This is a genomic window from Cupriavidus sp. SW-Y-13 (genome assembly GCF_009793345.1).
Taxonomy (GTDB): Bacteria; Pseudomonadota; Gammaproteobacteria; order Burkholderiales; family Burkholderiaceae; genus Cupriavidus.
On sequence record NZ_WHLX01000002.1, the window covers coordinates 136,061 to 162,680 of the forward strand.

Here is a 26,620-nt window from a genome sequence, read left to right on the forward strand (position 1 = left end):
GCATGGGCACATAGTGGAGCAGCGCGTGCGGATCTGATATTCCGGAATGGAATTCAGCGATAACGGAGCGGAAAGTGAGACCGGAAGGACGACGGGCCGTCACAGATGCGACGGCCCTGCAGCAGGGCGGGGCTTACGTCGTGCCCAACCGCTCCCGCGTGCGCTGCGCCACATTCTTCGTCCACGGATACGCCTGCCAGTACTGCCGGGCAAAACGCTCGATATCCGCGCGCTGGCGCAGCGACAAGCCGATCATGTCGAGCCCTTGCAGGAACATGCTGCGATGACGCGCGGAAAGCTCGAACGGGAAGGTGCCGATCGGGGTGGTGACCTGCATGGTTTGCAGATCGAAGGCGATGGCATTGTGGCTGTCGGCGTCCACGGCGTTCATCAGTGCCTCGATCACGTCGCGCGGCAGCATCACCAGCAACAGGCGATTGTTCATCGCGTTCGAGTAGAAGATCTCGCCGAAGCTCGGGGCGATCACGGCGCGGATGCCGAACTGCTGGAGTCCCCACACCGCATGCTCGCGGCTGGAGCCGCAACCGAAGTTGGCGCCGCCGACGAGGATGCGCGTGTCGGCGTATTCCGGGCGGTTCAATACGAACTCGGGGCGCAGGTTGCCGTGGGTATCGAAACGCTGATCGAAGAGCACGCCCTTGTCGAGTCCGGCCTTGTCGATGCCGCGCAGGAACTGCTTCGGCATGATCTGGTCGGTGTCGAGGTTCTCGAAACGGATCGCGGCGCCCTTGCCGATGATATGGGTGTGCTCAGACATGCTGCGGCTCCAGTTTGCGAACGTCGGTGATCATGCCGGTGACGGCAGCGGCAGCCGCCATCGCCGGGCTCATCAGGTGCGTGATGGCACCACGTCCCTGCCGCCCTTCGAAATTCCGGTTCGTGGTGGACGCGCAGCGCACGCCATCGGCCAGTACATCGTCGTTCATCGCCAGGCACATCGAGCAGCCCGGCTGGCGCCATTCGAAGCCCGCCGAGGTCAGGATGTTGGCAAGCCCTTCGCGTTCGGCCTGTGCCTTTACGGCGCCGGAGCCGGGCACGACCATCGCGCGTACGCCATCGGCTACCTTGCGGCCCCGCACCACGTCGGCCACCGCGCGCAGGTCTTCGATCCGGCCATTGGTGCAGGACCCGATAAAGACGTGCTGGATTGCCGTGCCCTCAAGTGCCGCGCCCGGTGAAAGATGGGTATAGGACAGCGCACGCTCGACGGAGCGCTGGTCGGCGTCATCCATCTGGTCTTCGGGAAACGGGATGTGCCCCGATACCGGCAGCACCTGATCCGGGCTCGTCCCCCATGTGACATAGGGTTCGATATCGGCGGCATCGAAAGCGAACTCCATATCGAAAGCCGCATCCGCATCGCTATGCAGGGTTTGCCAGTACGCGATGGCATCGGTGCGCTGCGTGTCGTCGATATCGGACGCGCGGCGCAGCACGTAATCCAGTGCCACGTCATCGGGTGCGATCAGCGCGCCGCGTGCGGCAGCTTCTACGGTCATGTTGCAGAGCGTGAAGCGCGCTTCGACGCTGAGATCCTGGATCGCACTACCGCAATACTCCACCACGTAGCCGCGCGCGCCTTGTGCGCCGATCTTGCCGATGATCTTGAGGATCAGGTCCTTGGCCGTGGTGCCCACCGGCAGCTTGCCATCCACGCGGATACGCATGGTCTTTGCCATGCGATAGACCAGTGTCTGCGTGGCGAGTACGTGCTCCACTTCCGATGTGCCGATACCAAAGCCGAGCGCGCCAAGTGCGCCATAGGTGGTGGTATGGCTGTCACCGCAGATCACCACCATGCCCGGACGGATCATGCCGTGCTCGGGTGCGATGACGTGTTCGATGCCTTGCAGCGTGTCGTTGGTATCGAACAGCGGAATGCCGTGGCGCTCGCAATTCGCGCGCAGGTTGGTGGCCTGCAGTGCCGAAGCGGTGTCCGCAATCACGCGAATCTTTGTGGGATGCGTGGGGATGATGTGGCTGACCACCGAGACGTTCTGTCCCGGCATCAGCACTTCGCGCCCTTGCTCGTGCAGCCCGGCGAATGCCTGCGGACTGGTGTACTCGTTCATCAGGTGCAGGTCGCAGTACAGCAGAACGTTGTCGTCATCGATGCGCGACACCGTGTGCGAGTCGACGAGCTTGTGATAAAGGGTGCGGGGAGGCATGTTGCTACCTGGTTAGCGTGTTATGTCTGGACTTACTCGGCAACGATACCGCGTTGCTTGATCAGTTTGGCCCACATCGGCATTTCCTTCTCCAGCCGCTGGCGGGCCGCTTCCGGCGTGGTGGGCGTGGGCTCGAACCCTTCCTTGACCATGCGTTCCTTGACGGGCTGCGACGCGAGCGTGGCATTCAGCGTGGCGTTGAGCTTGTCGATCACGGCCTTGGGCGTACCGGTGGGCGCGAACACCATGAACCATGTTTCGAACTGGTAATCAGGCAATCCGGCTTCGGCGGCGGTCGGCACGTTGGGCATCGACGGCGAGCGCTTGCTGCCAGTCACGGCAAGCGCGGTCAGCTTGCCGCCCTGTACGTGCTGCTGCGCGGCGGACACCACGGGAAAGCTCATGTCGACCTGTCCGGCAATGGTATCGACCAAAGCAGGGCCGCCGCCACGATACGGTACGTGGACGATCGAGACATTGGCTACGGACTTGAACAGTTCGGCAGACATATGGAAGGTGCTGCCGTTGCCTGCGGAGCCGTAAGTCAGCTTGTCAGGTTTCGCCTTGGCCAACGCCACCAGTTCCTGCAGGTTCTTGGCCGGCACCTTGTTGTTGATGACCAGCACGTGCTGCGAACTGGCCACCATGCCGATGGGCGCGAGATCCTTCAGCGTGTCATACGGCATGCGCGGGAACAAGCCCGGATTGATCGCCAGCGACACAGTCTGGAGGCCGATGGTATAGCCGTCGGCCGGCGACTTCGCCACTGCATCGACCCCGATGTTGCCGCCCGCGCCGGCGCGGTTTTCCACCACGATGGTGCCCCCAAGGCTCTTCGACCACGCATCCGTCACCAGCCGGGCCGCGATATCGGCGCTGCCGCCGGGAGCGTAGGGCACGATCAGGCGGATGGGACGCTGGGGATACGACTGTGCCGAAGCGGTGCCGATCACGGCGGTGCAGGCTGCAAACGCAAGGATGCTGGCGAGTTTCATGGGGGTCTCCGTCCGTAGGAATCGTTATGCGAGGCATCCTATCATTTGCCTTGTGGAACATAATTTAGGCACAATCACTTCTTTAGTTCCCACGATTCAGCAATTGACGCGCCATGGACAGCTTCTCGGATATCGCCTTTTTTCTGTGCATCAATCGCCACGGCAGCCTGGCATCGGCAGCGCAGGAACTGGGCGTCACGCCGTCTGCGGTGAGCAAGCGACTGCAGGCGCTGGAAGCGCGGCTCGGGGTGCGGCTGTTGCACCGGACCACGCGCCGCATCAGCCTGACGCCGGAGGGCGAGGGCTACCTGGTGGAGGGTGGGCGCATCCTTGCCGAACTGGAGTCGCTGGAGCGAACCGTGGCAGGCAGCAGCACCACGCCGCATGGGTTGCTGAAGATCGGCGCAACGCTGGGCTTCGGACGCCAGTACATCGCCCCGGCATTGCTGGATTTCGCGCGGCTGTATCCGAAGATCGAAATCCAGTTGCATCTGAGCGAGCGCCCCATGAATCTCACGGAACTGGGCCTCGATGCGGTCGTGCACTTTGGTGAGCCACCCGATGTGCGACTCACGGCGCGGCTGCTGGCGAACAATGCGCGCATGCTGTGCGCCGCACCGTCATACATTGCACGCGCAGGGTTGCCCGCCAGCCCGCGCGACCTCTCGCGCTTCGACTGCATCTTCATTCGCGAAGCCGACGAGACGTTCGGCACATGGCATCTGCGCAGCGGTACGCAGCAGGAGAGCGTCAAGGTGCGCGGCACGATGAGTACGAACGATGGCGCGTCGGCACTGGCATGGGCGCTCGAAGGGCAGGGCGTGATCGTGCGATCGGAGTGGGACGTGGCCGGACATCTGCGCAGCGGCGCGTTGGTGCGGGTGCTGCCGCAATGGCAACTTGCACCTGCCGATATCTATCTGGTCTACAGCGCGCGAAACAATCGCTCTGACAAGGTGCGTGTGCTGGTGGACTTCCTGCTCGAACGGTTTGCCGCGCATCGTGCGGAAACGCGTGCGGGCAAGACGAGTGGCAGCGGACGCTGGTAGTGCGCGCTACGTGATCAGGTCAGCAGCAACAGCGACACCATGCCCACGAGAATCAGGCTCGCGGCCCATACGGTATCGAGATTGAACCAGCTACGTCCCACGAGTTGAAGGCCCACATGCCGATACGTCAGCCATGCCATGGACCCCCCGGCTGCCATCATCGCGAGGGTATGGATCAACGCAACGCACGCAGCCATCGCCAGATTGCGCGTGGACAGTGCGGCCATGGCCTGATGCCCGGCATCCGCATTTGCATCGCACAGCCCGAGATAGATCGGGATCAGCATCAACCCCGCACCGTGTGCAATGGCAATCGCGAACGACCAGAGCGCGAATTGCGTGGGACGGATACGCGCCAGCACGCGTGCATGGCGGCGACGCAGCAACAGCACGATGCCGAAGGCCACGGGCAGCAGGCTCGCCACAATCTGCAAGGGCCGTTGCCATGCAAGCAGCGACGCGAGCATGCCGAACGGCAGCGTCATCGCGAGCACCGCGAGCAGATGGCCCGCACCGAGGTAGCCCATGGCACCGGCCATGGCGCGCGATGTGGCATGAGACGATGGTCCACTCGTGCGCGCCATCAATCCATTGGAGACGGCCAGCGGCCACCCCATCGCTGGATTCAGTCCGTGGTACAGGCCGCTGAACACCACGGCCGCCCACAGGCCCGCGTACTGCCACGCGTCACTCAAGACCGGATCGACGGATAGCAGAAGGAATCGGTCGAGCAGTCGCCGCCTTCGAGCCGGATCTGGTGGGCGCGGTAGCCGTCCGGGAAATCCACCCAGTAGTCTTTCTGCAGCGTGAGTCCGCCATGGGGGCCGACGTTCGCCATGACCTGCGCACCGGGAACGCCATCGGGATAGAACTGGTCATCCCATGTGGAATACAGCGAATTGGTCCAGTAGACGCGCTTGCCATCGCGGCTGATCTCCACCATCTGCGGGCCGCCTGCGAACGGCTTGCCATTGGGATGCGGCGTGCGCCGGACGATACCGCCGAGATGCACGGAGCCCACGAGCTTGGGGCTGTGCGGATCGGTGACATCGTATTGACGCATTTCGCCGGTGCCCCAGCACGACACGTAGAGAAAGCGATCGTCGAGCGAGAGATCGATATCGGTCACGAGCGGCGGCACCGCGCCAAAGCCTTGCAGCAGGGGCGGGAGATCGTCCTTGTCAGCAGGTTCCGGCGAGATGGTCACGGTTTTCTCGGCGAAGAACTGGCCGTCTTCGCGCCACCACGTCCAGATCGATCCTTCGAGATTCGTGGTGTCCACCACAACACCGACAAAGCCGTATTCGCGAATCGGATCGTGCGCAGGCCGCACTTCCAGCGCCATCTGATGCTGTGGTCCGAGGTCGAGCGTCTGCACATTGCGCCGGCCGCGCAGATCCCAGAAATGCAGCCGGTGGCCGTAGCGGTTGGCCAGCAGATCCTCGGGCACGATACCGTTCTCGAACTGCGGCGGCAGCGCCCATTCGCTCGACACCATGTAGTCGCGCGGCAGGTTCCACCAGAAGTCGTAGTGCTTGTCCTGCGGACCGCGGTCGATCTCCCAGCGGCCCAGTACGTCGAACGTCTGGCAGTCCATGATGAAGATGCCGGGCTCGCCTTCCGTACCGTCGGCGCCACCGCCACCGAGGCAACTGACGTAGATCCCCTCCGGGCCGCAGTGGATGGTGTGGGGACGCGAGTAACCGGTCTTCTGGAATACCTCGTCGGGTTCGATCACGCGATGGATCCTGGCCTGCGTGGGATGCGGCTTGGTATCGACGATATACAGGCGTGACGAGCGCATGCCCGGAATGATCAGGAAACGCCGCTCCAGAAACGCATGACCTGTCAGCGGCGAGAGGGCAGACGAACAGGCGTTCCATCCGAAGTGATGCAGCTCGTCGCCCTTGTGCGTCATCGGCACCGTATGTACCACGGTGCCGTATTGCGGCGAGCCGGGTTTGACATCGACAACGGCCAGCGCGTCGGGTTGCGAGCCATCGGGGGAGAGCAGCACCGTATAAGCATATTCTTCCGTCGGTGCGCGCATCGCGAGTTCTGGCGATGCGTGAAACGTCGGGTCGGGTCGCAGCGTCATATGAGGTCTCCTCGATACCTGTACCGCGTCGTGGGTATGGACTCACGCGAAGCGGGAAGAACACCGTACCTAGAGTAGGAGTTGATGCGCACAGGGTCAACGGCGATCACACCAGCGCACTCGGGCCTATAGAATCACGCGTACACATCAGCCTGGAAACCCTGCGCATGACGGCACCCGACACACTCACACGTCCGCCCGCCATTGGCCTCGGCAGTGCGGCACGCGACCTGTATCGCGCGCTCTGGCGCCACGCCCACGGCGTACGGCGCCATCTGCTGGGCGCAGCGGGCCTGCTCTCGGCAGCCCAGTTGCTGCGCCTGACCATGCCATGGCTCGCTGCGCAGGCCATCAATGCATTGCAGCAGGGCCAGATGGACGTGGCCGGGCGCTGGATCGTGTATCTCATCGGCATCTATCTGCTGTCATGGCTGTTGCATGGTCCGGGGCGCATCCTGGAGCGCAACGTAGGCGTACGGGTGCGTAAGCGGCTATCGGATCAACTCTATGCGCGCATTGCCATGGCGCCGCTGGCATGGCGCGATGGGCGCCATTCGGGCGAGTTGCAGCATCGTGTGGTGCAGTCGAGCCGTGCGCTGTCGGATTTCGCGCAGAACCAGTTCGGCTATCTGCAGAGCGCGTTCAACTTTGTGGGACCGATTGTGGCGCTGGCCTTGCTGTCGCGTACCAGTGGCGTGATCGCGATCACGGGCTATGTGGCGGTGGCGATCATCATCCTGCGCTTCGACCGCACGTTGATGCAACTGGCGCGCGCGGAGAATGATGCCGAGCGTCGCTATGCGGCGGCGTTGCTCGATTTCGTCGGCAACGCGAGCACGGTCGTGGGGCTGCGATTGCAGGCCGCATCGCGCAAGCTGCTGGGCCATCGCATGGATGCCGTGATGGTGCCTCTGCGCCGCGCGGTGATGGTCAACGAGGGCAAGTGGTTTGCCGTGGACCTGCTCGGCATGGGGCTGACGTGGATTCTCGTGGTGGTCTATGTGTTGCAGACACGCCAGCCGGGACAGGCAGTGCTGCTCGGCACGATCTTCATGATCTACCAGTACGCGCAACAGGCGGCCACGGTGGTGGGCGCCATGGCATCGAACTTCCAGAGCTTCGCGCGCATGCATACCGACTACGGCAGCGCGGAACCGATCTGGGATGCACCCGGCGATGCCGATGCAGTGACACCAGCCATCGTGGCGGATGCGCCGTGGCAATCGCTGGAATTGCGCGCCGCCACGTTGCGCTACGCAGACGACGCACGCGGCGGATTGCATGGCATCGACTTGAATCTGCAACGTGGTGCGCGCATCGCACTCATTGGTCCGAGTGGCGGCGGCAAGAGCACGCTGTTGCGCATGCTGGCCGGACTCTATCGTCCGCAACACGGCGAACTGCTTTGCGATGGTGCGCCGATTGATTGGGCGGCATTGCGTACGCTGGGCACGCTGATTCCGCAGGAAGCCGAAGTGTTCGAAGCGAGTGTCGAGGAGAACCTCACCTTCGGTGAACCGGCCGATGCCGCCGCGCTGCAATCCGCAGTCCATACCGGCGTATTCGACGAGGTGCTGGAACGCATGCCCGATGGACTGGCGAGTGCGCTGAACGAGCGCGGCGGCAATCTCTCGGGTGGTCAGCGTCAGCGGCTGGCACTGTCGCGCGGTGCGCTGGCGGCGCAGGGCAGTTCGCTGTTGTTGCTGGATGAGCCTACCAGCGCGCTCGATCCGCAATCGGAAGGGCGTGTGTTCGAACGCATGTTCGAGGCGTTTCCCACGGCATGCATCGTGGCGTCGGTGCATCGCCCGAGTCTGCTGTCGCGCTTCGATACGATTGTCGTGGTCGAGGCTGGCCGCGTGACCGATGCCGGACCGCGCGACGCGGTGCTGTCACGGCGCGCCGGGTGAGTCGGTGGGTGGCGTGGGATCGGCTTCGATGCGCAGGCGTGGCAGATACTGCGGATACTCGCGCTGCATGAATGAAATCAGCCCTTCGCGCACCACGCAGCGCAGATCCCATGCGAGTCCCGACGAGGCTGCCGTGCACAGCACGCGCAACTGCATGGTGCGCTCGTTGGCATCGGTGACCACGAGGTTGAAGAAGCGCCGGTCCCATTCCGGCGCGGCGTGGACGATGCGTTCCAGTTCCGCGCGCAACGGTGCCAGCGGCATGCCGTAGTCCACGTGGAAGAAGACCGAGCCCGTCAACTGCGCGCTGCTGCGGGTCCAGTTCTGGAAAGGCTTCTCGATGAAGTACTGCAGCGGAATGATCATGCGCCGCTCGTCCCAGATCCGCAGGACCACATAGCTGCCGCTGATTTCTTCCACACGCCCCCATTCGCCTTCGACGATCAGCACATCGTCAAGACGGATCGGCTGCGTCAATGCCAACTGCAAGCCGGCGATCAGGTTGCTGAACACGGGCTTGGCGGCAAAGCCGGCAATCAGGCCGACCACACCGGCGGAGGCGAGCAGGCTGGCACCCACCTGCCGCGCGCCCGGGAATGTCATCAGCAGCAGCGAGGCACCCATCACGATCGCAAGCGTCATCGCAATGCGCGATAGCACGCGGGTCTGCGTGTGGATGCGGCGCGCATCGATGTTATCGGCCACGTCAACGGGGTTGCGGCCCAGTACGCCTTCCGCGAACCCGCCGATGATCCGCACCACGAGCCAGGTGATGACGATGATCATCAGCAGGCCGTTCACATGCCGCACGCTGTCTATCCAACGCAAGTCATCGGGCGCCGCCTGCCACACGGTTTGTAGCGCCAGCAACGGCAACACGAACCGCGCCGGCGCACGCACCTTGATCACGATGGCACGTAGTACCAGGGTGGAGCGGGTGACGCGCAACAACAGCAGGCCACCAATGCGATGCACGACGAGCGCTGCAATGACAGCGATGACGGCAGCCGTCCAGGTGTTGAACCAGGGATGCGAGAGGATCTGCTCAGCGTTCATTGGATGTGCAATGTGAGGTAGCAATCCATAACGACAGGAGGAAGGAGGGGAAGTTCAGGAGTAACGATTGAATCGACCCTGTGGTTTGCTCCCCTCTCCCATGCAACGGGAGAGGGGAGCAAACCGGCGGCACAGCCAAATCAATCGTCCAGCAAAGACAGGTCGCGCACGGCGCCCTTGTCAGCCGACATCACGAGCTTGGCGTAGGCCTTGAGCGCGCCCGATACCTTGCGCGGACGCGGCTTGGACGGCTTCCAGCCACGGGCGTTCTGTTCCTCGCGGCGGCGGGCCAGTTCCTCGTCGGACACCAGCACGTTGATCGATCGGTTGGGGATGTCGATGCGGATACGGTCACCGTCGCGCACCAGGCCAATGGCGCCACCGGCAGCAGCTTCCGGCGAGCAGTGGCCGATCGACAGGCCCGAGGTGCCGCCCGAGAAGCGGCCATCGGTCAGCAGCGCGCATTCCTTGCCCAGGCCCTTCGACTTGATGTAGCTGGTCGGGTAGAGCATTTCCTGCATGCCGGGGCCGCCCTTCGGACCTTCATAACGCACGATCACGATGTCGCCGGCCTTGACCTTGTCGTTGAGGATGTTCTCGACGGCTTCGTCCTGCGATTCGGTCACGTGTGCCGAACCTTCGAACACATGGATGCTCTCGTCCACGCCGGCGGTCTTCACCACGCAACCGTCGAGGGCGATGTTGCCGAACAGCACGGCCAGTCCGCCTTCCTTCGAGAACGCGTGTTCGTACGAGCGGATGCAGCCTTCGGCGCGATCCAGGTCCAGGCTTGGCCAGCGCGTGTCCTGGCTGAATGCCACCTGCGTCGGGATACCGGCGGGGCCGGCCATGTAGAACTTGCGCACGGCTTCGTCCTTGGTGCGCACGATGTCCCACTGGTCCAGCGCGTCGCCCAGCGTGGCCGAATGCACGGTCGGGGCATCGGTATGCAGCTTGCCGGCGCGATCGAGTTCACCGAGGATGGCCATGATGCCGCCCGCACGGTGCACGTCTTCGATGTGGTACTTGTTCGTGTTCGGGGCCACCTTGCAAAGCTGCGGCACCACGCGCGACAGGCGGTCGATGTCGGTCATCGTGAATTCGATGCCGGCTTCCATGGCGATGGCCAGCAAGTGCAGGATGGTGTTGGTGGAACCGCCCATGGCGATGTCCAGCGTCATGGCGTTTTCGAACGCCTTGAAGCCCACCGAGCGCGGCAGCACGCGTTCGTCTTCCTGCTCGTAATACATGCGGGCCAGTTCCACGATGCGGCGGCCAGCGCGCTTGAACAGTTGCTCGCGGTCCGCGTGCGTGGCTACCACGGTGCCGTTGCCCGGCAGCGAGAGCCCCAGCGCTTCCGTCAGGCAGTTCATCGAGTTGGCAGTGAACATGCCCGAGCACGAACCGCAGGTGGGGCAGGCGGAGCGCTCTACCTCGGCCACGTCGGCGTCGGAGTAGTTCGAATCCGCGGCGATCACCATCGCATCGACGAGGTCGAGCTTCTTGAACTCGATCTGCTTGGTAACGGGGTTGGCCAGGCGCGTCTTGCCCGCTTCCATCGGGCCGCCCGACACGAAGATCACGGGAATGTTCAGGCGCATCGCGGCCATCAGCATGCCCGGGGTGATCTTGTCGCAGTTCGAGATGCAGACCATCGCGTCGGCGCAGTGGGCATTGACCATGTACTCGACGGAGTCCGCGATGATGTCGCGGCTCGGCAGCGAGTACAGCATGCCGTCGTGGCCCATGGCGATGCCGTCATCCACGGCGATGGTGTTGAATTCCTTGGCAACGCCGCCAGCGGCTTCGATCTCGCGGGCGACCAGCTGGCCCAGATCCTTCAGGTGGACGTGGCCGGGAACGAACTGGGTGAACGAATTGACCACCGCGATGATCGGCTTGTTGAAGTCATCGTCTTTCATGCCGGTAGCGCGCCACAGCGAGCGCGCCCCTGCCATGTTGCGGCCGGCGGTGGAGGTTTTGGAACGGTATACGGGCATTTGTGGGTGCTGATGAAGGTTCGCGGGGAAATCGCGTGAAATCAGGCGGGCCAGCGGGATTGGGGCCCATCGCTCGTCCGTGCAGACAACCTCTTGAGTCGCGCCCGGGGCAAAGCCGAGGATTATCCCATATGACGCACGAACGGCGCATCATGTCGATGTGGCGCATGGGATACATCCATGCCCGGTTTGCCGCCTGAAATCGCCCTTCGCCCCACCCTCAATGCGCGGTCTTCCTCAGCATCGCCGTGTCATAGCCCAGTGATCGGGCGCGTTCCACCAACTTCAGGCCTGTCGATTCGTCGGGACGCGCGTCCCGCGTGAGAATCCACAGGTATCGTCCGGACGGTTCGCCGACGATCGACCATTCGTAGTCGTCCCCATGGTCGAGCACCCAGTAGTCGCCCACATAGAACGGGCCGAAGAACGACACCTTGAGCTTGGCGTTGCCGCTGTCCGGCACCACCTTGGCGCGGCCTTCCGAGGTGCGGGCGCCGCCGCCCTTGTCGCCACCGTTGCCGCAGGTATTGATCACGGAGACCAGGCCGTCCTCGCGCAGGGCGTACTCGGCGGTCACGCCATCGCAGCCTCGCTCGAAGCCATTTTCATAGCGCGCGTATTCGTACCACTTGCCAAGGTAGCGCTTGAGATCCACTTGCCTGGCCGGTTCGGGCACTGCCATGTTGCCGCGCTTGCCCGATGAGAACGTGCTGCACGCCTGGACGAGCAACGCGCAACCCACCAGCACGGCGCTGGCGGCAGTGAGATGCAGGACGGATCGTTTCACGGCGGTCTCCGGATGGAATGGTCGGGTCGATTATGCGCATCCTGGCGAAGCGATCAACGCTGCGCGCATCGAATCAGACAAACGCCGACACGCGGCCTGCACTGCCGGCCAGCACACACGCAGGATTTATACGAGCGTGCAAGAACGTCCGGGCGCTACGCGCGCCACGGTGCGCTGGCGTGCCTTGCGGGGCGCTTCGGGGCGCGCGGCTCAGGCGGTATGGAATTTGCGTCAATCGGGTTCCAGTGCGTGGCGATGGCGACAGCCACCCGCGCGGACCTTTTCATCGACGCATTGACCGGAGACGATCATGGCTCAGGAAAACAACGGACGCGGCGGTACGGACAATCGCTATGGCGATAGCGACGACCATCGCGGCGAGACACAACGCAATAGCTGGCAATCGCAAGGTTCGCAACGCCAGCAGCAGGCGGATAGTGGTGGATGGATGTCGCAACGACAGCAGGGCGGCGGTTCGGATTGGCAGGGCGGAGCGTCGCGCCAGCAGGGCGCAGGCAGCGACTGGAATGCGGATCGCGATTTGTCTTCTTCATCGTCGTCCAGCCACTACGGCGGTGACCAGCGCCGCATGGAAGACGAACGCTTCACCGGCATGCGCGCGAACCAGCGCGCGGGACAGGGACGCGAGTCAGGCAGCGGGCAAGGCTATGAACGCAGCGACTATCAGCGCGACCTGCAGAGCTCGCAAGGACGACGCAGCGAGGAACGCTATGGCCGTGGCGAAGAAGGCTACGGACGCCGCGATCAAGGCTATGGCGAAGGACGCTATGGCGAACGCGGCGAAGGCCGGTTCGGCGGTGGCGGCAACCAGCGCTTCGGCCAGCAACGCGGTGGCAGCGGAGATCGCGAGCGTTGGGGCGACTGGCATCAGGAAGATGCCTACGGTAGCGACATGAATCGGCAGCAACAATGGCGCCGCGGCAGCGAGCAGCAGGGCATGCAGTCATGGGGCGACGAACAGCAAGGCACGCGCGGCGGGCAGGGGCGGGGTCAATCGTGGCAGCAAGGTCAGCGGGGGCAGAGCGGTGGCATCGGCCAGAGCGGCTATGGCGGCTATGAAGGTGGCGGCTATGAAGGGTCACGCGGCGGACGCGGCCAGACCTCTCTCGAACGCAGCTACGGCGGCTATGGCGGCGACCGGGGTGCGGGCGGTGGCGAGAGCCGCGGCTACGAACAGTTCACGGGTGCCAACGAGCGCCAGGGGATGACGCGCGGTCAGGGTGGCATGGGTGGACAAAGTGGCTATGGGCAAGGCCGTGGCCAGGGCGGTGGACAGGGTGGCTATGGCTACGACCTTGGCGGCAGCGGCGATATGCCGGCGCGCAAGCGCGTCGGTCCGAAGGGCTACGTGCGTTCCGACGATCGCATTCGTGAAGACCTGTGCGAACGGCTCACGCATTCCGGGCGGCTCGATGTCCGCGATGTGGAAGTGAAGGTGTCCGATGGGGTGGTGACGCTGAGCGGTTCGGTGCAGGATCGCCAGCAGAAGTACCGTATCGAGGACATGGCCGACGAGGTCTTTGGTGTGAAGGAGGTGACCAATCAGCTTCGCGTCACACGGCAGGAAGGTGGGCAAGGCGGCCAGTGGACGCGTCAATCCTCGCAGCCAGGCCTGACCGGCCAGTTGGGGCAGGCCGGCCAGACGGCCAGCCAGAACGTGGCGGGGCAGACCAGCGGCATCAGCAGTAGCGGCAGCGCAACCGGATCGTCCGCCAGCAGCTATGGCGGTGGCATGGAAGCAGGCCGCAGCGGCACGACGCCGGCCGGGACCGATCCCCACGGCGGCACCACGACGCCAACGAAATCGTCTACTTGATAGCTCGTTAGCGCCACATCGGACCTGACGGTCCCTGGTATCGCCCCGCCGGGCATGTCTTGCTGGCGGGGCTTTTTGCGTCGGCTTCGAGACGAGCGGCCAACTATGGATTGATTGCGCGGGGCGCATGGTCTACAAAACCAGAACCCCCGGGGGAGCCGGCAGCGACGCTGCTCTTGCAGCGCGCCGCCGCAATAATGCCAATCGTAGGGGACTGCACATGAATACCAATCCGAATCCGAACAAGGCGTTGTGGGAGAAGGGCGACTTCACGCGGCTGGCGGCGACGATGCGCGATAGCGGCGATCAGATCATCGAGAGCCTTGGCGTCAAGCCGGGCATGAAAGTGCTGGATCTCGGCTGCGGCGACGGCACCACGGCGCTGCCTTCCGCAAAGCGAGGGGCCGATGTGCTGGGCGTGGATATCGCCAGCAACCTCGTGGCGGCCGGCAACAAGCGGGCGAAAGAAGCCGGACTCGACAACCTGCGCTTTCAGGAAGGCGACGCCTGCGCGCTGACGGACCTGCCGGACGCCACCTTCGACCTGGTCGTCAGCATGTTCGGTGCGATGTTCGCGCCGAAGCCCGATGACGTGGCACGAGAAATGGTGCGCGTGACCAAGCCCGGTGGCCGCATCGTGATGGGCAACTGGATTCCGAACGATCCCACGCTCGTGGCGCAGGTGCTCAAGACCAGCATGAGCTACTCGCCGCCGCCACCCGAGGGCTTTATCAGTCCGATGCTGTGGGGCAGCGAGGCAGCGGTGACGGAGCGCTTCGGCAAGGCAGGCGTGCCGCCCGGGAATATTTCCTTCTCGAAGGAAACCTACGACTTCAAGTTCGCAGGCTCGCCGTCGAAACTGCTCGCGGAATTCCGCAACTACTACGGACCGACGATGAACGCGTTTGCCGCGGCGGAGGCCAACGGACGTACCGACGACTTGCAGCGTGAACTGGAGGCGTTGTTCAACGCGCAGAACAAAAGCGGGAATGCAGACACCACGTCGATTCCCGCGACCTTCCTGCGCGTGACCGTCAAGCGGCCCTGACCTGCGGCTGGTCACTTGTGCGGCACGCGTCGGCGCGCCGCACAAGGATTTGCAGGCTCGGACTCATCGGCTTGAGTGCGGCACGCTCGGCGGTCAGCGCACCCGCCAGACTGGCACGGCCATCGCGTATCGCGGCCTCGATCAGTGTCAGGCCGATGATGTCGCGCTGCGCGTGGCTGCCGCCGAACCGGTGCGCAATGAGTCGCACGGGCAATAACAGTTCGATGGTCTGCGCGAACTCGCCGCGCTCGAATGCGATCAGCGCATCGGCCACCGGCAACCCGACATCGCGTGCCATGGCGGCATTGGTGCCTTCACCCTGCGCCGCCGTATCCAGTGCTGCGCGCAATGCCGCTGCGCCATCAGGCCGGCCGGCGCCCAGACTCGCCATGATCGCGTGCACGTCGTTGAACGCGTAGTAGCCGGCTGCGCCGCGTCCCAGCCAGTCGTCGGCCACGGGCTGCCAGCGCTGGCCGACCTCGACACCGCGCAGATGCAGGCGCCACAGCATGGCCGACGCGTCGATCAGATCGAGGGCAATGGCAGGCAGGGGTCGTGCGATGTATCGATCGAAGAGCGCCAGGACTTCCTCCGTATGGCCGGCCTCAAGGTGGAACAGCGCCAGGTGCCACCAGTTGTGCACGGCGAACATGTTGTCGCTGGCCCAGTCGTCGCGTCGGCTGTCGAGCCACGCCACGCCATCGTCCGTACGGCCCTGCATCTCCATGACATGCGCCACGGCATGCACGGCCCACGGGTCGCGCCGATTGATGTCGAGTGCGCGATGTCCCGCCGCTTCGGCGCGGTCGTAGAGATGCGTCTCTTCGAATCCGAACGCCTGCATGCCGAGCAGGTAGCTGTAGCCCGGTGTGTGCGTATCCCAATGCGGCAGCACCTGGCCGATGCGGTCGCGCAGCATCGACGACTGGCCCAGCAGGAAATCGCAGAGATGCGCTACCTGGATGGCGAGCAGGTCGTGCGGGTAATCCATCACGAGGTCGCCGTACTGGCGCAGCGCCTGGTCGAAGCGGCCATCCAGCCATGCGCGCGCGGCGGCGATGTGGCGGCGCTCCCGGTCGTTGGCTTGCGCATAAAGCGCCTCGCCCGCTTCCACGCTCTGGCGAAGCAGCGGTGCCGCCGTGCCATCGCCTGCGGTCACCATCAGGCCGGCGCGGAACGCATGACCCATCGCGAACGCAGGATCGTCCTCCAGTGCGGCGTCGATTTCGGCCAGCGGATCGGCGTAGTAGCCGTTCAGCAGCGCCAGTGCCGCTTCGTATCGCTCGACCGAGCGCGCGTGCTGTGTGGAGACTGCGAGTCCTCGTGCATCCGTATGTGCCATGACGTACTCCGTGCTTGCGTGGCGTCCGCGCCGAGAGGCGCGGAATCGGCAGACATCGTAGGGAACCGCGTGCTCGATGTATCGGGACACACGTCCCGGACAGCATGCCACGTTGCGGCACAACCGGGACAAGCGGAATGTCGGAACCCATCGCACTGCGGCGTGTCGAGCACACGCGCGCGTACATATCGTGCATGCGCGGACGTCGCAAGGCTGGTAAATGTCAGTTGCAAAATCGAACAGAATGTCAGGGGCCTCACCGCTACAGTTGCCGTTCCCAATGCCTGTAGGCGTTTATACGGAGGATCTTGAATGAAGCAACATCTGGCGAAATCCCTGTTGATGGCTGGCGCGCTGGTGGCGTCGTATCCGCTGCTCGCGCAGCAGAACCCATTCCAGCAGGGCCAGCCGATGCCAGCCGCACAGCCATACCAGGCCGCACCTTCCGCTGTACCGGCCGGCGCGACACCGACAGCGCCGGAAGCCGTACCCGCGCAGCAGCCCAACCCCTATGCGCAAGGTTCGATGCAGGGCGTGCAGACCGGTGTGCCGCCCGCACCCGGCGCCGTCGTTGCCCCGCCTGCATCGACGGCCATGACTCCGCCGCCTGCACAGGTGGACCCGGCCAGCATGACGCTGGCGCCCGATGCGCTGGGTACGCGACTGGGCCAACGCAATCCGTACCTCGACGGCGCCTGAAGCCGGCCGGTCCTGCGCCATGTTCCACATTGGGGCATGGCAGTTTCGTGGGGCCGGCGTGAAATTCTTACCGCGTGGCAGTTCAGTGACTACAGTTAGTCCATGCGCCAGCGCCAGGTGCGGCACGGGCATGCGCATTGCGTTACTCCATCACTGAACAGGGTTTGCGCCACGCGCCACGCATCATGCAAGAGCTCGCTTTCCGCACGCTGTTGTACCGGTACTTCTTCTTCGACTGGCTCTTCAAGGATGTGAGTCGGGGCGATGTGCTTGCGCGTGCGGCAGCGTGGCGCTTCAATCAGTCGCGTGCCCACTGGCTGCTGACGTATATGCGTCGATGGCTGTGGTGCGGCGTGCTGCTGTACGGGCTGGGCTGCGCGGTGGAAATGCTGATGCGCCAGCCGGGCCTGTCCGTGATCTTCTATTTGCCCGGTGCGCTCAGCGTGCCGGTCAACGTGGTCATCGTGATCATGTGGGTGGGACTGAAAGCCTGCCCCGGTCCTGTGCGGATGTAATGCGGCTTTCGATCGATGCGTAACGCCGGCCTTCGGGCCGGCGTTTTTCGTTCAAGCGTCTGACACGTCAGAAAAATACCGACTGGCCGGAACGGGGATGCTGTGGCAGAATGTGCCGATGTGAAGTTTTCGTTGTCTCGGGGTTTCCCCGTTTCCTTCTCTTGTTTTGCTCCCCTCTCCCGCAAGGCGGGAGAGGGGCCGGGGGTGAGGGCGCAGCGGTACAAATTGCGGCCTGTCGTAGATAGAACTGCTTGCCCTCACCCCTAACCCCTCTCCCGCAAGCGGGAGAGGGGAATAAAACAGGGGGAAAGAAAAACCCAACATCGCAAAGGAGCCTCAATGACGCTGCACAAAGCGCCGGAGCAACACCGATGCTGATGATCGCGCTGGTTGCGCTGCCCTTTGCCGGCGCGTTGATCGTTCAACTTTGCAAGCGCGGCGGCGCCACTGCGGCGTTCGCCATCGCCGCTGCCACGGCACTGGCCGCGCTTGGCGTGCTGGCCATGGCGTGGCCGGGCATCGAGGACGGGACGGTTTTCAAGTGGCGTCATGACTGGCTGGCGTCGATCAGCCTGAACCTGACCCTGCGGCTCGACGGCCTGGCTTTCACCTTTGCCGTGCTGATTGCGGGTATCGGACTGCTGGTGGTGATCTACGCGCGCTACTACCTGCCGCGTGTGGCGTCCACGGTGCGTTTCTTCACGTTGCTGCTGCTGTTCATGGGCGCGATGCTCGGCGTGGTGCTCTCAGGCAACCTGTTGCTGATGCTGGTGTTCTGGGAGATGACCAGCATCGTCTCGTTCCTGCTGATCGGTTTCTGGTCCTACCGCTCCGATGCGCGAAAAGGCGCGCGCATGGCGTTGACCGTCACTGGTGCGGGCGGTCTCGCACTGCTCGCCGGGGTGCTGCTGCTTGGCCGCATCTGCGGCAGCCTGGAGCTGGCCGATGTGCTGGCGCAAGGCGGCATGGTGCAGCGCCATCCGCTGTATCCGCTGATGCTGGTGCTGGTGTTGATCGGCGCGTTCACCAAGTCAGCGCAATTCCCGTTCTTCTTCTGGCTGCCGCACGCGATGTCGGCGCCCACGCCGGTTTCCGCCTACCTGCACTCGGCAACGATGGTCAAGGCGGGCGTGTTCCTGCTGGCGCGGCTGTATCCGGTGCTCGATGGCACGCCATGGTGGTTCTATATCGTGAGCCTCTGCGGCCTTGTCACGCTGCTCGGTGGCGCGGCCATGGCGTTGCTGCAGCGCGATCTGAAGGGGCTGCTGGCCTATTCCACCATCAGCCACCTGGGGCTGATCACGCTGCTGTTCGGTCTCGATACGGAACTGAGCACCGTGGCCGCGCTGTTCCACATCATCAATCACGCGGTGTTCAAGGCATCGCTGTTCATGGCAGCGGGCATCATCGACCACGAGACCGGCACACGCGACCTGACGAAGTTGCGCGGTCTGTGGCGCTATATGCCGCATACGGGGGCGCTGGCCATCGTGGCGTCGCTGTCGATGGCGGGGGTGCCGCTGCTGAACGGCTTCCTGAGCAAGGAGATGTTCTTCGGCGAAACGCTGGCGCAGGATCTGTTCGGCTATTTCAACTGGATCGTGCCAGCGGCGGCCACGTTGGCCGGCGCGCTCAGCGTGGCGTATTCGCTGCGCTTTATCTATGGCGTGTTCTTCGATGGCAAGCCCGACGATCTGCCGAACTATCCTCCGCACGAACCGCCCCGCCTGATGAAGGTGCCCGTCGAGATCCTCGTCGTGATCTGCCTGGTGGTGGGCCTCGTGCCGAATATCACGGTGGGCGCGCTGCTGCAGATTACGGCGTACGCCACGTTAGGCAAGGCGCCGCCCGAATACAGCCTGAGTCCGTGGCATGGCTTCAACGTGCCGCTGATGATGAGCCTGATCTCGCTGGTGGCCGGCACGCTGTTGTTCTACTTTCGGCGCGAGGCATTCCACCGGCATCACGCCACGCTGGCGCTGCTCAATGCGCGCGATCGCTTCGAGGATCTGATGCAGGCGCTGGGATGGGCGGCAAGAACGCTGACCGCCGCGCTGGAGAACGGCTCGCTGCAACGCTATATCGCGCTGCTAGTGGCCGTCATGGTGCTGTTGCCCGGCTGGTATCTGCTGGGCGCAGGGACGATGCCGCTGCCGGATGCGATGCGCGCATTGTCCGGGCCATTGCCCCAGGCGCCGCTCGATCCCATTACCGGCGCGGGGCTGGCCATCATGGCATTGGGGGCGATCGTGGTGGTGGCCTGCCGGCGCCAACGTGTGGCGGCACTTTCCATGCTGAGTATGTGCGGCTTGTTGATGGCGCTGCTGTTCGCGCGATTCTCCGCACCGGATCTCGCGCTGACGCAGGTGTCGGTGGAGGTGGTGACCATCCTGCTGCTGGTGCTCGCGCTGTATTTCCTGCCCGGCGATGGCGACAAGGCGCGGCAGCCTAGCCGCCCTGCACGCTGGATTCGCGATGGCCTGCTCGCCCTGGCCGGCGGTGCGTTCGCCAGCGCCGCAGCCTTTGCCGTGATGACGCGGCCCTACGAATCGATTGGCGACTACTTCGTCCGGAACAGCGTGAGCGGTGGGGGCGGGCACAACATCGTCAATGTGATCCTGGTGGATTTCCGGGGCTTCGATACCTTTGGCGAGATCTGCGTGCTGCTGGTGGCGGGCCTGGGCGTGCAGGCCATGCTCAAGGGTCTGCGGCTCACCGCTCCCGCGTTCGACCCCAATGGTGCGCCATGGGCAGGGCAAAGCCATCCGTTGCTGCTATCGATCCTGGCGCGGCTGATGCTGCCGCTGACCGTGCTTGTGGCGGTCTTCATCCTGCTGCGCGGCCATAACCTGCCGGGCGGTGGGTTTGTGGCCGCGCTGGTCACGTCGATTGCCTTGCTGATGCAATACGTGGCCAGCGGCGTGTTGTGGACCGAGTCGCGCATCGGCGTCAACTATCGCGTGATGGCCGGCGCGGGCATCGTGGTGGCGGGACTGACGGGACTGGGCAGCTGGTTCTTCGGCTATCCGTTTCTCACCACATCCTTCGGGCACTTCCACATTCCGTTGATTGGCGAAATCGAACTGGCCACGGCGATGATTTTCGATGTGGGCGTCTATATGACGGTGGTGGGGACCACACTGCTGATCGTGTCGCACCTCGGCGTGCGCGACAAGCGCATCCTCGCCAGTACGCATGAGCAGGCACACGCTTCGGCGCAGACGAAAGGAGGGCGATGATGGAAGCCGCATTTGCGTTGACGATTGGCGTACTCACCGCCTGCGGAGTGTTCCTGCTGCTGCGCGCACGCACCTTCACCGTGGTACTCGGCCTGACGCTGCTGTCGTATGCCGTGACGCTGTTCCTGCTCTCGATGGGCCGGCTCGTCACCGGGCGGCCACCGGTCATTGTGGAAGGTGCGCAGTATGCGGACCCAGTGCCGCAAGCGCTGGTGCTGACCGCCATCGTCATCAGCTTTGCGATGACTGCATTCGCGATTGTGCTGTCGCTGCGTTCGCTTGGGTTGTCCGGCACCGATCACGTAGACGGCGTGGAGCGACCATGACCGTCACGCATGCGTTGTTGCTGCCTCTGCTGTTGCCGATGTTCGTGGGCGCATGGCTCGCCATGATGCCCGCGCGCCGCCAGCGCTGGCAGCGCAGTGTTTCCGTGGGCGCAAGTCTCGCGTTGTTGCCGATAGCTGTCGGGTTGTTGTGTGTGGCCGATACCGGCGCGATTCCCGTGGTGGCGATGGGCAACTGGCCGGCGCCGTTCGGCATTGTCCTGCAACTGGATCGGCTCGGTGCGCTCATGCTGGTGTTGACCGCCGTGCTGGCGGTGGCCGCATCGGTGCATGCGAGTTGCGGCGATGCCCGGCTCGGGCGGCATTTCGACGCGCTGTTCCAGTTCCAGTTGATGGGCCTGAATGGCGCGTTCCTGGCGGGAGACCTGTTCAACCTGTTCGTGTTCTTCGAGATCCTGTTGATCGCCTCGTATGCATTGCTGGTGCATGGCGGAGGACCCCGACGTATCGTGCCCGGCCTGCACTATGTGCTGATCAACCTGGCCGGCTCGAGCTTCTTCCTGATTGCCATCGGCATCCTCTACGGTCTGACGGGTACGCTGAACATGGCCGACATGGGTGTGCGATTGCAGGGACTCGATGCCTCATCGCTACCGTTGGCCATCGCCGCCGGTGTGATGCTGCAGCTTGTATTCCTGCTGAAAGCCGCGGCGTTTCCACTGTACTTCTGGTTGCCGCGTGCCTATGCCGGGGCCACGCCATCGGTGGCTGCGCTGTTCGCGATCATGACCAAAGTGGGCGTGTACGCCGTGCTGCGCACACAGGCGCTGATCTTCAATCTCGATGCCGGACCACTCGCGGGCTTCATGCATGACTGGCTGTGGTGGCTGGCGTTGCTGACGATGGTCATCGGTGCCGTCGGCGCACTGGCTGCGCACGAGGTGCGCGTGCTGACGGGCTATCTGGTGCTGACTTCGGTGGGTTTGCTGCTGGCCGGCACGAGCCTGCAGACGTACGAAGCCTGGGCCGCGGTGCTGTATTACCTGCCGAGCACGACGCTATGCACGGCAGCGTTGTTCCTGCTGGCCGGCGCGCTCGATACGCGCCACGATCCCGTCGATCCCGCACTGGAGCGGCCCGTCGGCAAGGCGGGCGGACGCGTGGTGCGGCGCCCTGGCATGCGGCTCGAAGGCGCGTTGTTTCTTGTTGCCATCGTGACGGCCATCGGGCTGCCGCCGATGTCCGGCTTCCTCGGCAAGGCGATGATGCTGCGCGCCACGATGGGCCCATCGGCTGCCGCAGCGTGGTCGGTGATCCTGGGGTCCAGCCTGCTGCTGCTGATTGCAGCCAGCCGCACCGGCAGCCGGCAAGTGTGGAGCGCACCGTATGTGCGGCACGGCGTGCGCTCGCCACGGCGCGGCGTGGTGCTGCGTCGATGGAAGCTGACATGCGCGATGTTCCTGCTCGCGGGCAATGTGGCGCTGGTCCTGTTCGCCGCGCCCGTAGAGCGCTATGTCGATGCCACGGCGGGGCAGTTGTCCGATGTAGCGGCCTATCGTGAAGCGGTGCTTCACACGCCGCCAGCAAAGGAGGCTGACCGATGATCAAGCGGCTGTTTCCGCATCCCTGGCTGAGTCTGGTGCTGGCCATCATCTGGCTGTTGCTGGTCAACGATGTTTCCCCAGGGCAGGTCCTGCTGGGCGCGCTGCTGGGTTGGTTGCTGTCGCTGAAGATCGGGGAGCGGCTGTGGTTGCGGCCGATGGAACTGCGCCGGCCAGATCTGGTGGCGCAGTTGGGGGGCCGCGTGCTCTACGACATCGTTCACGCCAATGTGGAAGTGGCGGCGCTGGTGCTGGGGCCGATGCGGCGCATGCAACCGGCTTTCATCCAGGTGCCGCTGGATCTGGAGCACGAGATGGCGCTGACCGCGCTCATCAGCATCGTGTCGTTGAGTCCCGGCACGCTATGTGCCGAACTCAGCAACGACCGTCGCGTTCTGCTGATCCACGTACTGAACCTGCGCGACGAAGCCCAGCTCGTCGACACCATCAAGTCTCGCTATGAGGCGCCGCTCAAGGAGATTTTCGTATGCTTGCCATCGTGATACCGATTGCCCTGGCGTTGCAGGGCGTGGCATTCCTGCTGACCGTGGCCCGCCTGCTGCGCGGGCCGAGCCTGCCGGACCGCATCATTGCGCTGGACACCTTGAGTATCAATGCCATCGCGCTGCTGGTGCTGTACGGCATGGTCATCGACTCGACACTGTTTTTCGAGATCGCGCTGCTGATTGCGGTGACAGGGTTTATCGGCACTGTTGCGCTGACCAAATACCTGCAGCGCGGCGACATCATCGAATTGAGGTAACGCCATGCACGCGACCATGCACCCCATCGCGGAAATCGTCGTCTGCGTGCTGTTGCTGATCGGCAGCGGCTTCATGCTGATCGGTGCGATCGGACTCGCCCGGCTGCCGGATTTCTATATGCGCCTGCACGGCCCCACCAAATCGACCACACTGGGCGTGGGCGGCGTGGTGCTGGCATCGGTGGTGTATTTCAGCGTGCGCGGCAATGGACTGAGCCTGCACGAATTGCTCGTCTCGGCCTTCCTGTTCCTGACCGCACCCATTAGCGCGCACATGCTGGCCAAGGCGGCGATCCAGCAACGGCTGCCGGTGATCGAACGGACGCGGGGCCGCGTGTGGTCCCCCGCGCGCAGTGTGGCGGATGCGGGTGAGGGGGGGCATCCGGATGCGGGCGAGCCTGGCAAATGAGGCGCCTGTATCACCTTGCCGAGTGATTGGCAATGCGGCCAGTGTCGACATTCTGGAAACAATGTGATGGCGATAATGGCGCGTTTCCGCCATCTCCTAGAATGATTATCATCTCGATTGGATCGCCATTCGGCGGGGGGGAGCGTTTGATGAATGCGTGGTCGAGTTTGACGGTGCCCACGGGCCCGCGCGATGGCAAGGAACGGATGGCCTACGTCGTGGATGACGACGAATCCGTCAGGCTCGCGCTCGATGGCCTGCTGCGCTCCATCGGCCTGCGGGTGGTGACATTCGAGTCGGCGCAGGATTTCCTGGGCTACCCAAGGCCGGACGTGCCCAGTTGCCTGATCCTCGACGTGCGGCTGCGCGGCGAGAGTGGCCTGGCCTTCCAGGAGCAGATTGGCAAGAGCGGCCTGCGCATGCCCATCGTGTTCATGACCGGTCACGGCGATATCGCCATGACGGTCAAGGCGATGAAAGCGGGTGCGGTGGATTTCCTGCCCAAGCCATTCCGCGACCAGGACATGCTCGATGCCGTGGCCAATGCACTGGCGCGCGATGGTGAGCGGCTGGCCGCCGAGCAGTCCAGTGCGGGATTGCGCGCGGCCTACGAGTCGCTGACCCCGCGCGAGCGCGAAGTCATGGCGTTTGTGGTGACAGGTCTGATGAACAAGCAGATTGCCGGAGAGATGAGCCTCAGCGAGGTCACCGTCAAGATTCATCGCGGGCAGGCTATGAAGAAGATGGGCGCCCGCTCGGTGGCCGATCTCGTCAGGAAGTCCGAACTGCTTGGCATCGCGTCAGAATCTGCAGCGTCAGCACAGACGCGCAAGCCGCACTGACGCTCCGACCGCCCGGCGTTTTTTCCGGGACGTCTGCTGCAGCAACACCGCTATCCCAGCGCCACGTCGAGCCAGTGCGCCACGTCGTTGGCGTCCACGGGCTTGAGAAGCACGGCCAGCGCCCCGTTGGCCAGCGCCCGCGTTTTCAATTCCTCGGAAGGAAAGGCGGTGATGAAGACAATGGGCATCCGGTAGCCCAGCGCAAGCAGTTGCTCGTGCATCGCCACGCCGGTCATGCCCGGCATCATGAAATCCGACACCACGCAGTCCATGGCAGCGATCTTGTCCGAGGCGAGGAATGCCTCGGCGGATGCGAATTGCTCCGTGCGACGGCCGAGCGAGCGGACAAGGCTTGCCGTCGCCATGCGGATGGACTCGTCATCGTCGACGATCGCAACCAGTGGAGCGGCTGACTGGGCGGCTGACTGAGCGGAATTCAATAGGACCTGCCTCGATCTCTGGGGGAGGAGCATGGAGGCCACCGTGACGCCAATGCGTTGCAACGGCGGCCATGCCAGTGCATAACGGTATCCAGCGTAAGGCCGGGCAGGGCGCCGGGGAATCATACCTATGTATTAACGTTTCCCATACGTTCGGTCCCGGCCCGGTGCGAAGCCCGATGCGGCCCGCGCGCGCTGGCCGAGCGGACGGCGGGCATACAGGAGTATTAATGTCCAATGCGAATGGACAAGGCTGCGCCACCCGTGTGCAGAATCGTATTTGCCAGACAGCGCGACTAACCTTGAGGCACTGCCGGTGCGATTGACACCGGACCCTTTTGGGGAGCCCTCCATGAACGCCATGCACTACCCGGACATCTCGCCGCGCGGCGCCTGTGCCGTCCAGCCGAATCGCACCGACGCGTTGTCGAACTGCTTCGCCACGAGCTACACGGGCATCATTGCCTTCATGGCCGTGGCCACCGAAGGCAGCTTCGCCCGCGCTGGCGAGCGGCTCGGGATTGGGCGTTCCGCCGTCTCGCGCAGTGTGCAGAAGCTGGAAGAGCAGCTCAGCACGCGGCTGTTCCTCCGTACCACCCGTACCACGAGCCTGACGCGCGAAGGGGAGCGGTTCTTCGAGAACTGCAACCTCGGTGTCACGCACATCATGGGCGCGATGAACGACATGCTGGACCTGCGCCAGGGCCCGCCGCGCGGCATGCTGCGCGTGAATGCGCCGATGGGCTTTGGACGCAAGGTGGTGGCGCCGCTGCTGCTGCAGTTCTCGGAGATCTATCCGGACATCGCGGTGGAACTGGTGCTCGACGACCGGCCCGCCGACTTTGCGGGCGATCAGGTGGATGTCGCGTTTCGTGATGGCTATATCGAGGATTCGAGCATCATCGCCAAGCAGTTGATCCCGATGCAGATGGTGCTGTGCGCCTCGCGTGCGTATGCCGAGCGGCGCGGGCTGCCTGACTCGCTCGAAGCGCTGGCGCAGCACGACTGCATCAACCGCCGGTTCTCGGGCGGCCGCGTTGCGGAATGGGAGTTCCGCGTGGATGGGCAGCCGCGCAAGCATGTGCCGACCGCCAGGCTCACGTACAACGATGCCGATCTCGTGCTCGATGCGGTGCGCGATGGACGGGGCATTGCACAGCTACCGCTTCATCAGGTGGCCGACGACCTCGCGCGCGGCACGCTGGTGACGCTGCTGGACCGCCATGCCCCGGGGGATCGCGGGCACTACATCTGCTACCTGTGCCGCCAGCACCTGCCAGCGCGCATCCGTGTGTTTATCGATTTCATGACGGAGGAGATTCGCGCAGCGGAATCGGCCAGCGCGATGAGCGCGGCAAGTGCAGCAAGTGCGGTGACCGCGACGGCTCGGGCGAATACACGCGTGGCCGCCCATATCGCGCCCCGGCATGCCGAACCCATGGCGGCGTGATATCCGGCCGATATCCTGGCGCCCGGATGCTGCGGCACGCAGGCATGCCGATTGCAAGGAAACCGGC

The 26,620-nt window shown here is 64.1% G+C and carries 24 protein-coding genes; 14 read left to right on the top strand and 10 right to left on the bottom strand.

The genetic code is table 11. From position 1 onward, the window contains the following. Positions 1–133: 133 nt before the first annotated feature. Genes leuD through GA566_RS16595 form a run of 3 tightly spaced genes read right to left on the bottom strand, consistent with a single transcriptional unit; the run spans position 134 to position 3,184 of the window. Positions 134–778: a 3-isopropylmalate dehydratase small subunit gene (gene leuD, locus GA566_RS16585; RefSeq protein ID WP_160473406.1), complete on the bottom strand. Its 645-nt coding sequence runs from the start codon at positions 776–778 to the stop codon at positions 134–136. Beyond that, positions 771–2,189, bottom strand: a complete 1,419-nt coding sequence (gene leuC, locus GA566_RS16590; RefSeq protein WP_160473407.1) for a 3-isopropylmalate dehydratase large subunit — start codon at positions 2,187–2,189, stop codon at positions 771–773. Before leuC ends, leuD begins: the two co-directional genes overlap by 8 nt. A gap of 32 nt (positions 2,190–2,221) precedes the next feature. Further along, complete coding sequence (locus tag GA566_RS16595; RefSeq protein WP_160473408.1) at positions 2,222–3,184, bottom strand: tripartite tricarboxylate transporter substrate binding protein; 963 nt, start codon at positions 3,182–3,184, stop codon at positions 2,222–2,224. Positions 3,185–3,297: 113 nt separating this feature from the next. Here GA566_RS16595 and GA566_RS16600 point away from each other — a divergent pair, with 113 nt between their 5' ends. Then, positions 3,298–4,233 carry a LysR family transcriptional regulator gene (locus tag GA566_RS16600; protein WP_137925641.1) on the top strand — a complete coding sequence of 312 codons (936 nt, stop codon included), beginning with the start codon at positions 3,298–3,300 and terminating at the stop codon, positions 4,231–4,233. Positions 4,234–4,247: 14 nt separating this feature from the next. Here the strand turns inward: GA566_RS16600 and GA566_RS16605 are convergent, their stop codons facing one another. Both GA566_RS16605 and GA566_RS16610 read right to left on the bottom strand, forming a co-directional pair. Further along, on the bottom strand, positions 4,248–4,850 hold the full coding sequence (locus GA566_RS16605; RefSeq protein ID WP_237380716.1) for a hypothetical protein: 603 nt from the start codon (positions 4,848–4,850) through the stop codon (positions 4,248–4,250). 74 nt (positions 4,851–4,924) lie between these two features. Next, complete coding sequence (locus GA566_RS16610; protein WP_160473410.1) at positions 4,925–6,331, bottom strand: selenium-binding protein SBP56-related protein; 1,407 nt, start codon at positions 6,329–6,331, stop codon at positions 4,925–4,927. A gap of 167 nt (positions 6,332–6,498) precedes the next feature. On the opposite strand from GA566_RS16610, the gene GA566_RS16615 reads away from it, so the two are divergent. Continuing rightward, positions 6,499–8,241: an ABC transporter ATP-binding protein gene (locus GA566_RS16615; protein ID WP_160473411.1), complete on the top strand. Its 1,743-nt coding sequence runs from the start codon at positions 6,499–6,501 to the stop codon at positions 8,239–8,241. On the opposite strand, the gene GA566_RS16620 is transcribed toward GA566_RS16615, so the two are convergent. The 3 genes from GA566_RS16620 to GA566_RS16630 all read right to left on the bottom strand — a co-directional run bounded on the left by GA566_RS16620 (position 8,224) and on the right by GA566_RS16630 (position 12,084). After that, on the bottom strand, positions 8,224–9,297 hold the full coding sequence (locus GA566_RS16620; RefSeq protein WP_137925637.1) for a mechanosensitive ion channel family protein: 1,074 nt from the start codon (positions 9,295–9,297) through the stop codon (positions 8,224–8,226). The two genes, GA566_RS16615 and GA566_RS16620, sit on opposite strands and share 18 nt — an antisense overlap. Positions 9,298–9,437: 140 nt before the next feature. Beyond that, complete coding sequence (gene ilvD / locus GA566_RS16625; protein ID WP_160473412.1) at positions 9,438–11,297, bottom strand: dihydroxy-acid dehydratase; 1,860 nt, start codon at positions 11,295–11,297, stop codon at positions 9,438–9,440. Positions 11,298–11,517: 220 nt separating this feature from the next. Continuing rightward, positions 11,518–12,084: a lipocalin family protein gene (locus tag GA566_RS16630; RefSeq protein ID WP_137925635.1), complete on the bottom strand. Its 567-nt coding sequence runs from the start codon at positions 12,082–12,084 to the stop codon at positions 11,518–11,520. A gap of 310 nt (positions 12,085–12,394) precedes the next feature. Here GA566_RS16630 and GA566_RS33245 point away from each other — a divergent pair, with 310 nt between their 5' ends. Continuing rightward, on the top strand, positions 12,395–13,921 hold the full coding sequence (locus GA566_RS33245; protein WP_237380430.1) for a BON domain-containing protein: 1,527 nt from the start codon (positions 12,395–12,397) through the stop codon (positions 13,919–13,921). A 220-nt stretch (positions 13,922–14,141) separates the two neighbouring features. Then, complete coding sequence (locus GA566_RS16640) at positions 14,142–14,969, top strand: class I SAM-dependent methyltransferase (RefSeq protein WP_137925634.1); 828 nt, start codon at positions 14,142–14,144, stop codon at positions 14,967–14,969. Here the strand turns inward: GA566_RS16640 and GA566_RS16645 are convergent. After that, positions 14,956–16,311: a tetratricopeptide repeat protein gene (locus tag GA566_RS16645; RefSeq protein WP_160473413.1), complete on the bottom strand. Its 1,356-nt coding sequence runs from the start codon at positions 16,309–16,311 to the stop codon at positions 14,956–14,958. The genes GA566_RS16640 and GA566_RS16645 overlap by 14 nt on opposite strands. A gap of 312 nt (positions 16,312–16,623) precedes the next feature. Between GA566_RS16645 and GA566_RS16650 the strand changes: the two genes are divergently transcribed. The 9 genes from GA566_RS16650 to GA566_RS16690 all read left to right on the top strand — a co-directional run bounded on the left by GA566_RS16650 (position 16,624) and on the right by GA566_RS16690 (position 24,663). Further along, complete coding sequence (locus tag GA566_RS16650; protein ID WP_160473414.1) at positions 16,624–17,010, top strand: hypothetical protein; 387 nt, start codon at positions 16,624–16,626, stop codon at positions 17,008–17,010. Positions 17,011–17,195: 185 nt separating this feature from the next. Continuing rightward, the gene (locus tag GA566_RS16655) at positions 17,196–17,525 is read left to right on the top strand and encodes a hypothetical protein (protein WP_137925631.1); all 330 of its coding nucleotides are present in this window, start codon (positions 17,196–17,198) and stop codon (positions 17,523–17,525) included. A gap of 371 nt (positions 17,526–17,896) precedes the next feature. After that, positions 17,897–20,764 (top strand): monovalent cation/H+ antiporter subunit A, encoded by a 2,868-nt coding sequence (locus GA566_RS16660; protein WP_160473415.1) that lies wholly within the window; start codon positions 17,897–17,899, stop codon positions 20,762–20,764. Further along, entirely contained in the window at positions 20,764–21,090 is a 327-nt protein-coding gene (locus tag GA566_RS16665; protein WP_160474628.1) for a Na+/H+ antiporter subunit C, read from the top strand. The genes GA566_RS16660 and GA566_RS16665 overlap by 1 nt, the downstream gene beginning before the upstream one ends. Then, positions 21,087–22,652, top strand: a complete 1,566-nt coding sequence (locus GA566_RS16670; protein ID WP_160473416.1) for a monovalent cation/H+ antiporter subunit D — start codon at positions 21,087–21,089, stop codon at positions 22,650–22,652. The genes GA566_RS16665 and GA566_RS16670 overlap by 4 nt, the downstream gene beginning before the upstream one ends. Beyond that, on the top strand, positions 22,649–23,152 hold the full coding sequence (locus GA566_RS16675) for a Na+/H+ antiporter subunit E (RefSeq protein WP_160473417.1): 504 nt from the start codon (positions 22,649–22,651) through the stop codon (positions 23,150–23,152). The genes GA566_RS16670 and GA566_RS16675 overlap by 4 nt, the downstream gene beginning before the upstream one ends. Continuing rightward, on the top strand, positions 23,137–23,412 hold the full coding sequence (locus GA566_RS16680) for a K+/H+ antiporter subunit F (RefSeq protein WP_137925627.1): 276 nt from the start codon (positions 23,137–23,139) through the stop codon (positions 23,410–23,412). The genes GA566_RS16675 and GA566_RS16680 overlap by 16 nt, the downstream gene beginning before the upstream one ends. Positions 23,413–23,416: 4 nt before the next feature. Continuing rightward, entirely contained in the window at positions 23,417–23,821 is a 405-nt protein-coding gene (locus GA566_RS16685; protein ID WP_237380431.1) for a Na+/H+ antiporter subunit G, read from the top strand. 149 nt (positions 23,822–23,970) lie between these two features. Continuing rightward, a complete protein-coding gene (locus tag GA566_RS16690; RefSeq protein ID WP_160473418.1) occupies positions 23,971–24,663 on the top strand; it encodes a response regulator transcription factor in 693 nt (230 codons plus the stop codon). A 50-nt stretch (positions 24,664–24,713) separates the two neighbouring features. Here GA566_RS16690 and GA566_RS16695 read toward each other — a convergent pair whose 3' ends face one another. Then, on the bottom strand, positions 24,714–25,103 hold the full coding sequence (locus tag GA566_RS16695) for a response regulator transcription factor (RefSeq protein ID WP_255459390.1): 390 nt from the start codon (positions 25,101–25,103) through the stop codon (positions 24,714–24,716). 361 nt (positions 25,104–25,464) lie between these two features. Between GA566_RS16695 and GA566_RS16700 the strand changes: the two genes are divergently transcribed. Beyond that, positions 25,465–26,553 carry a LysR family transcriptional regulator gene (locus GA566_RS16700; protein WP_160474630.1) on the top strand — a complete coding sequence of 363 codons (1,089 nt, stop codon included), beginning with the start codon at positions 25,465–25,467 and terminating at the stop codon, positions 26,551–26,553. Positions 26,554–26,620 lie beyond the last annotated feature (67 nt).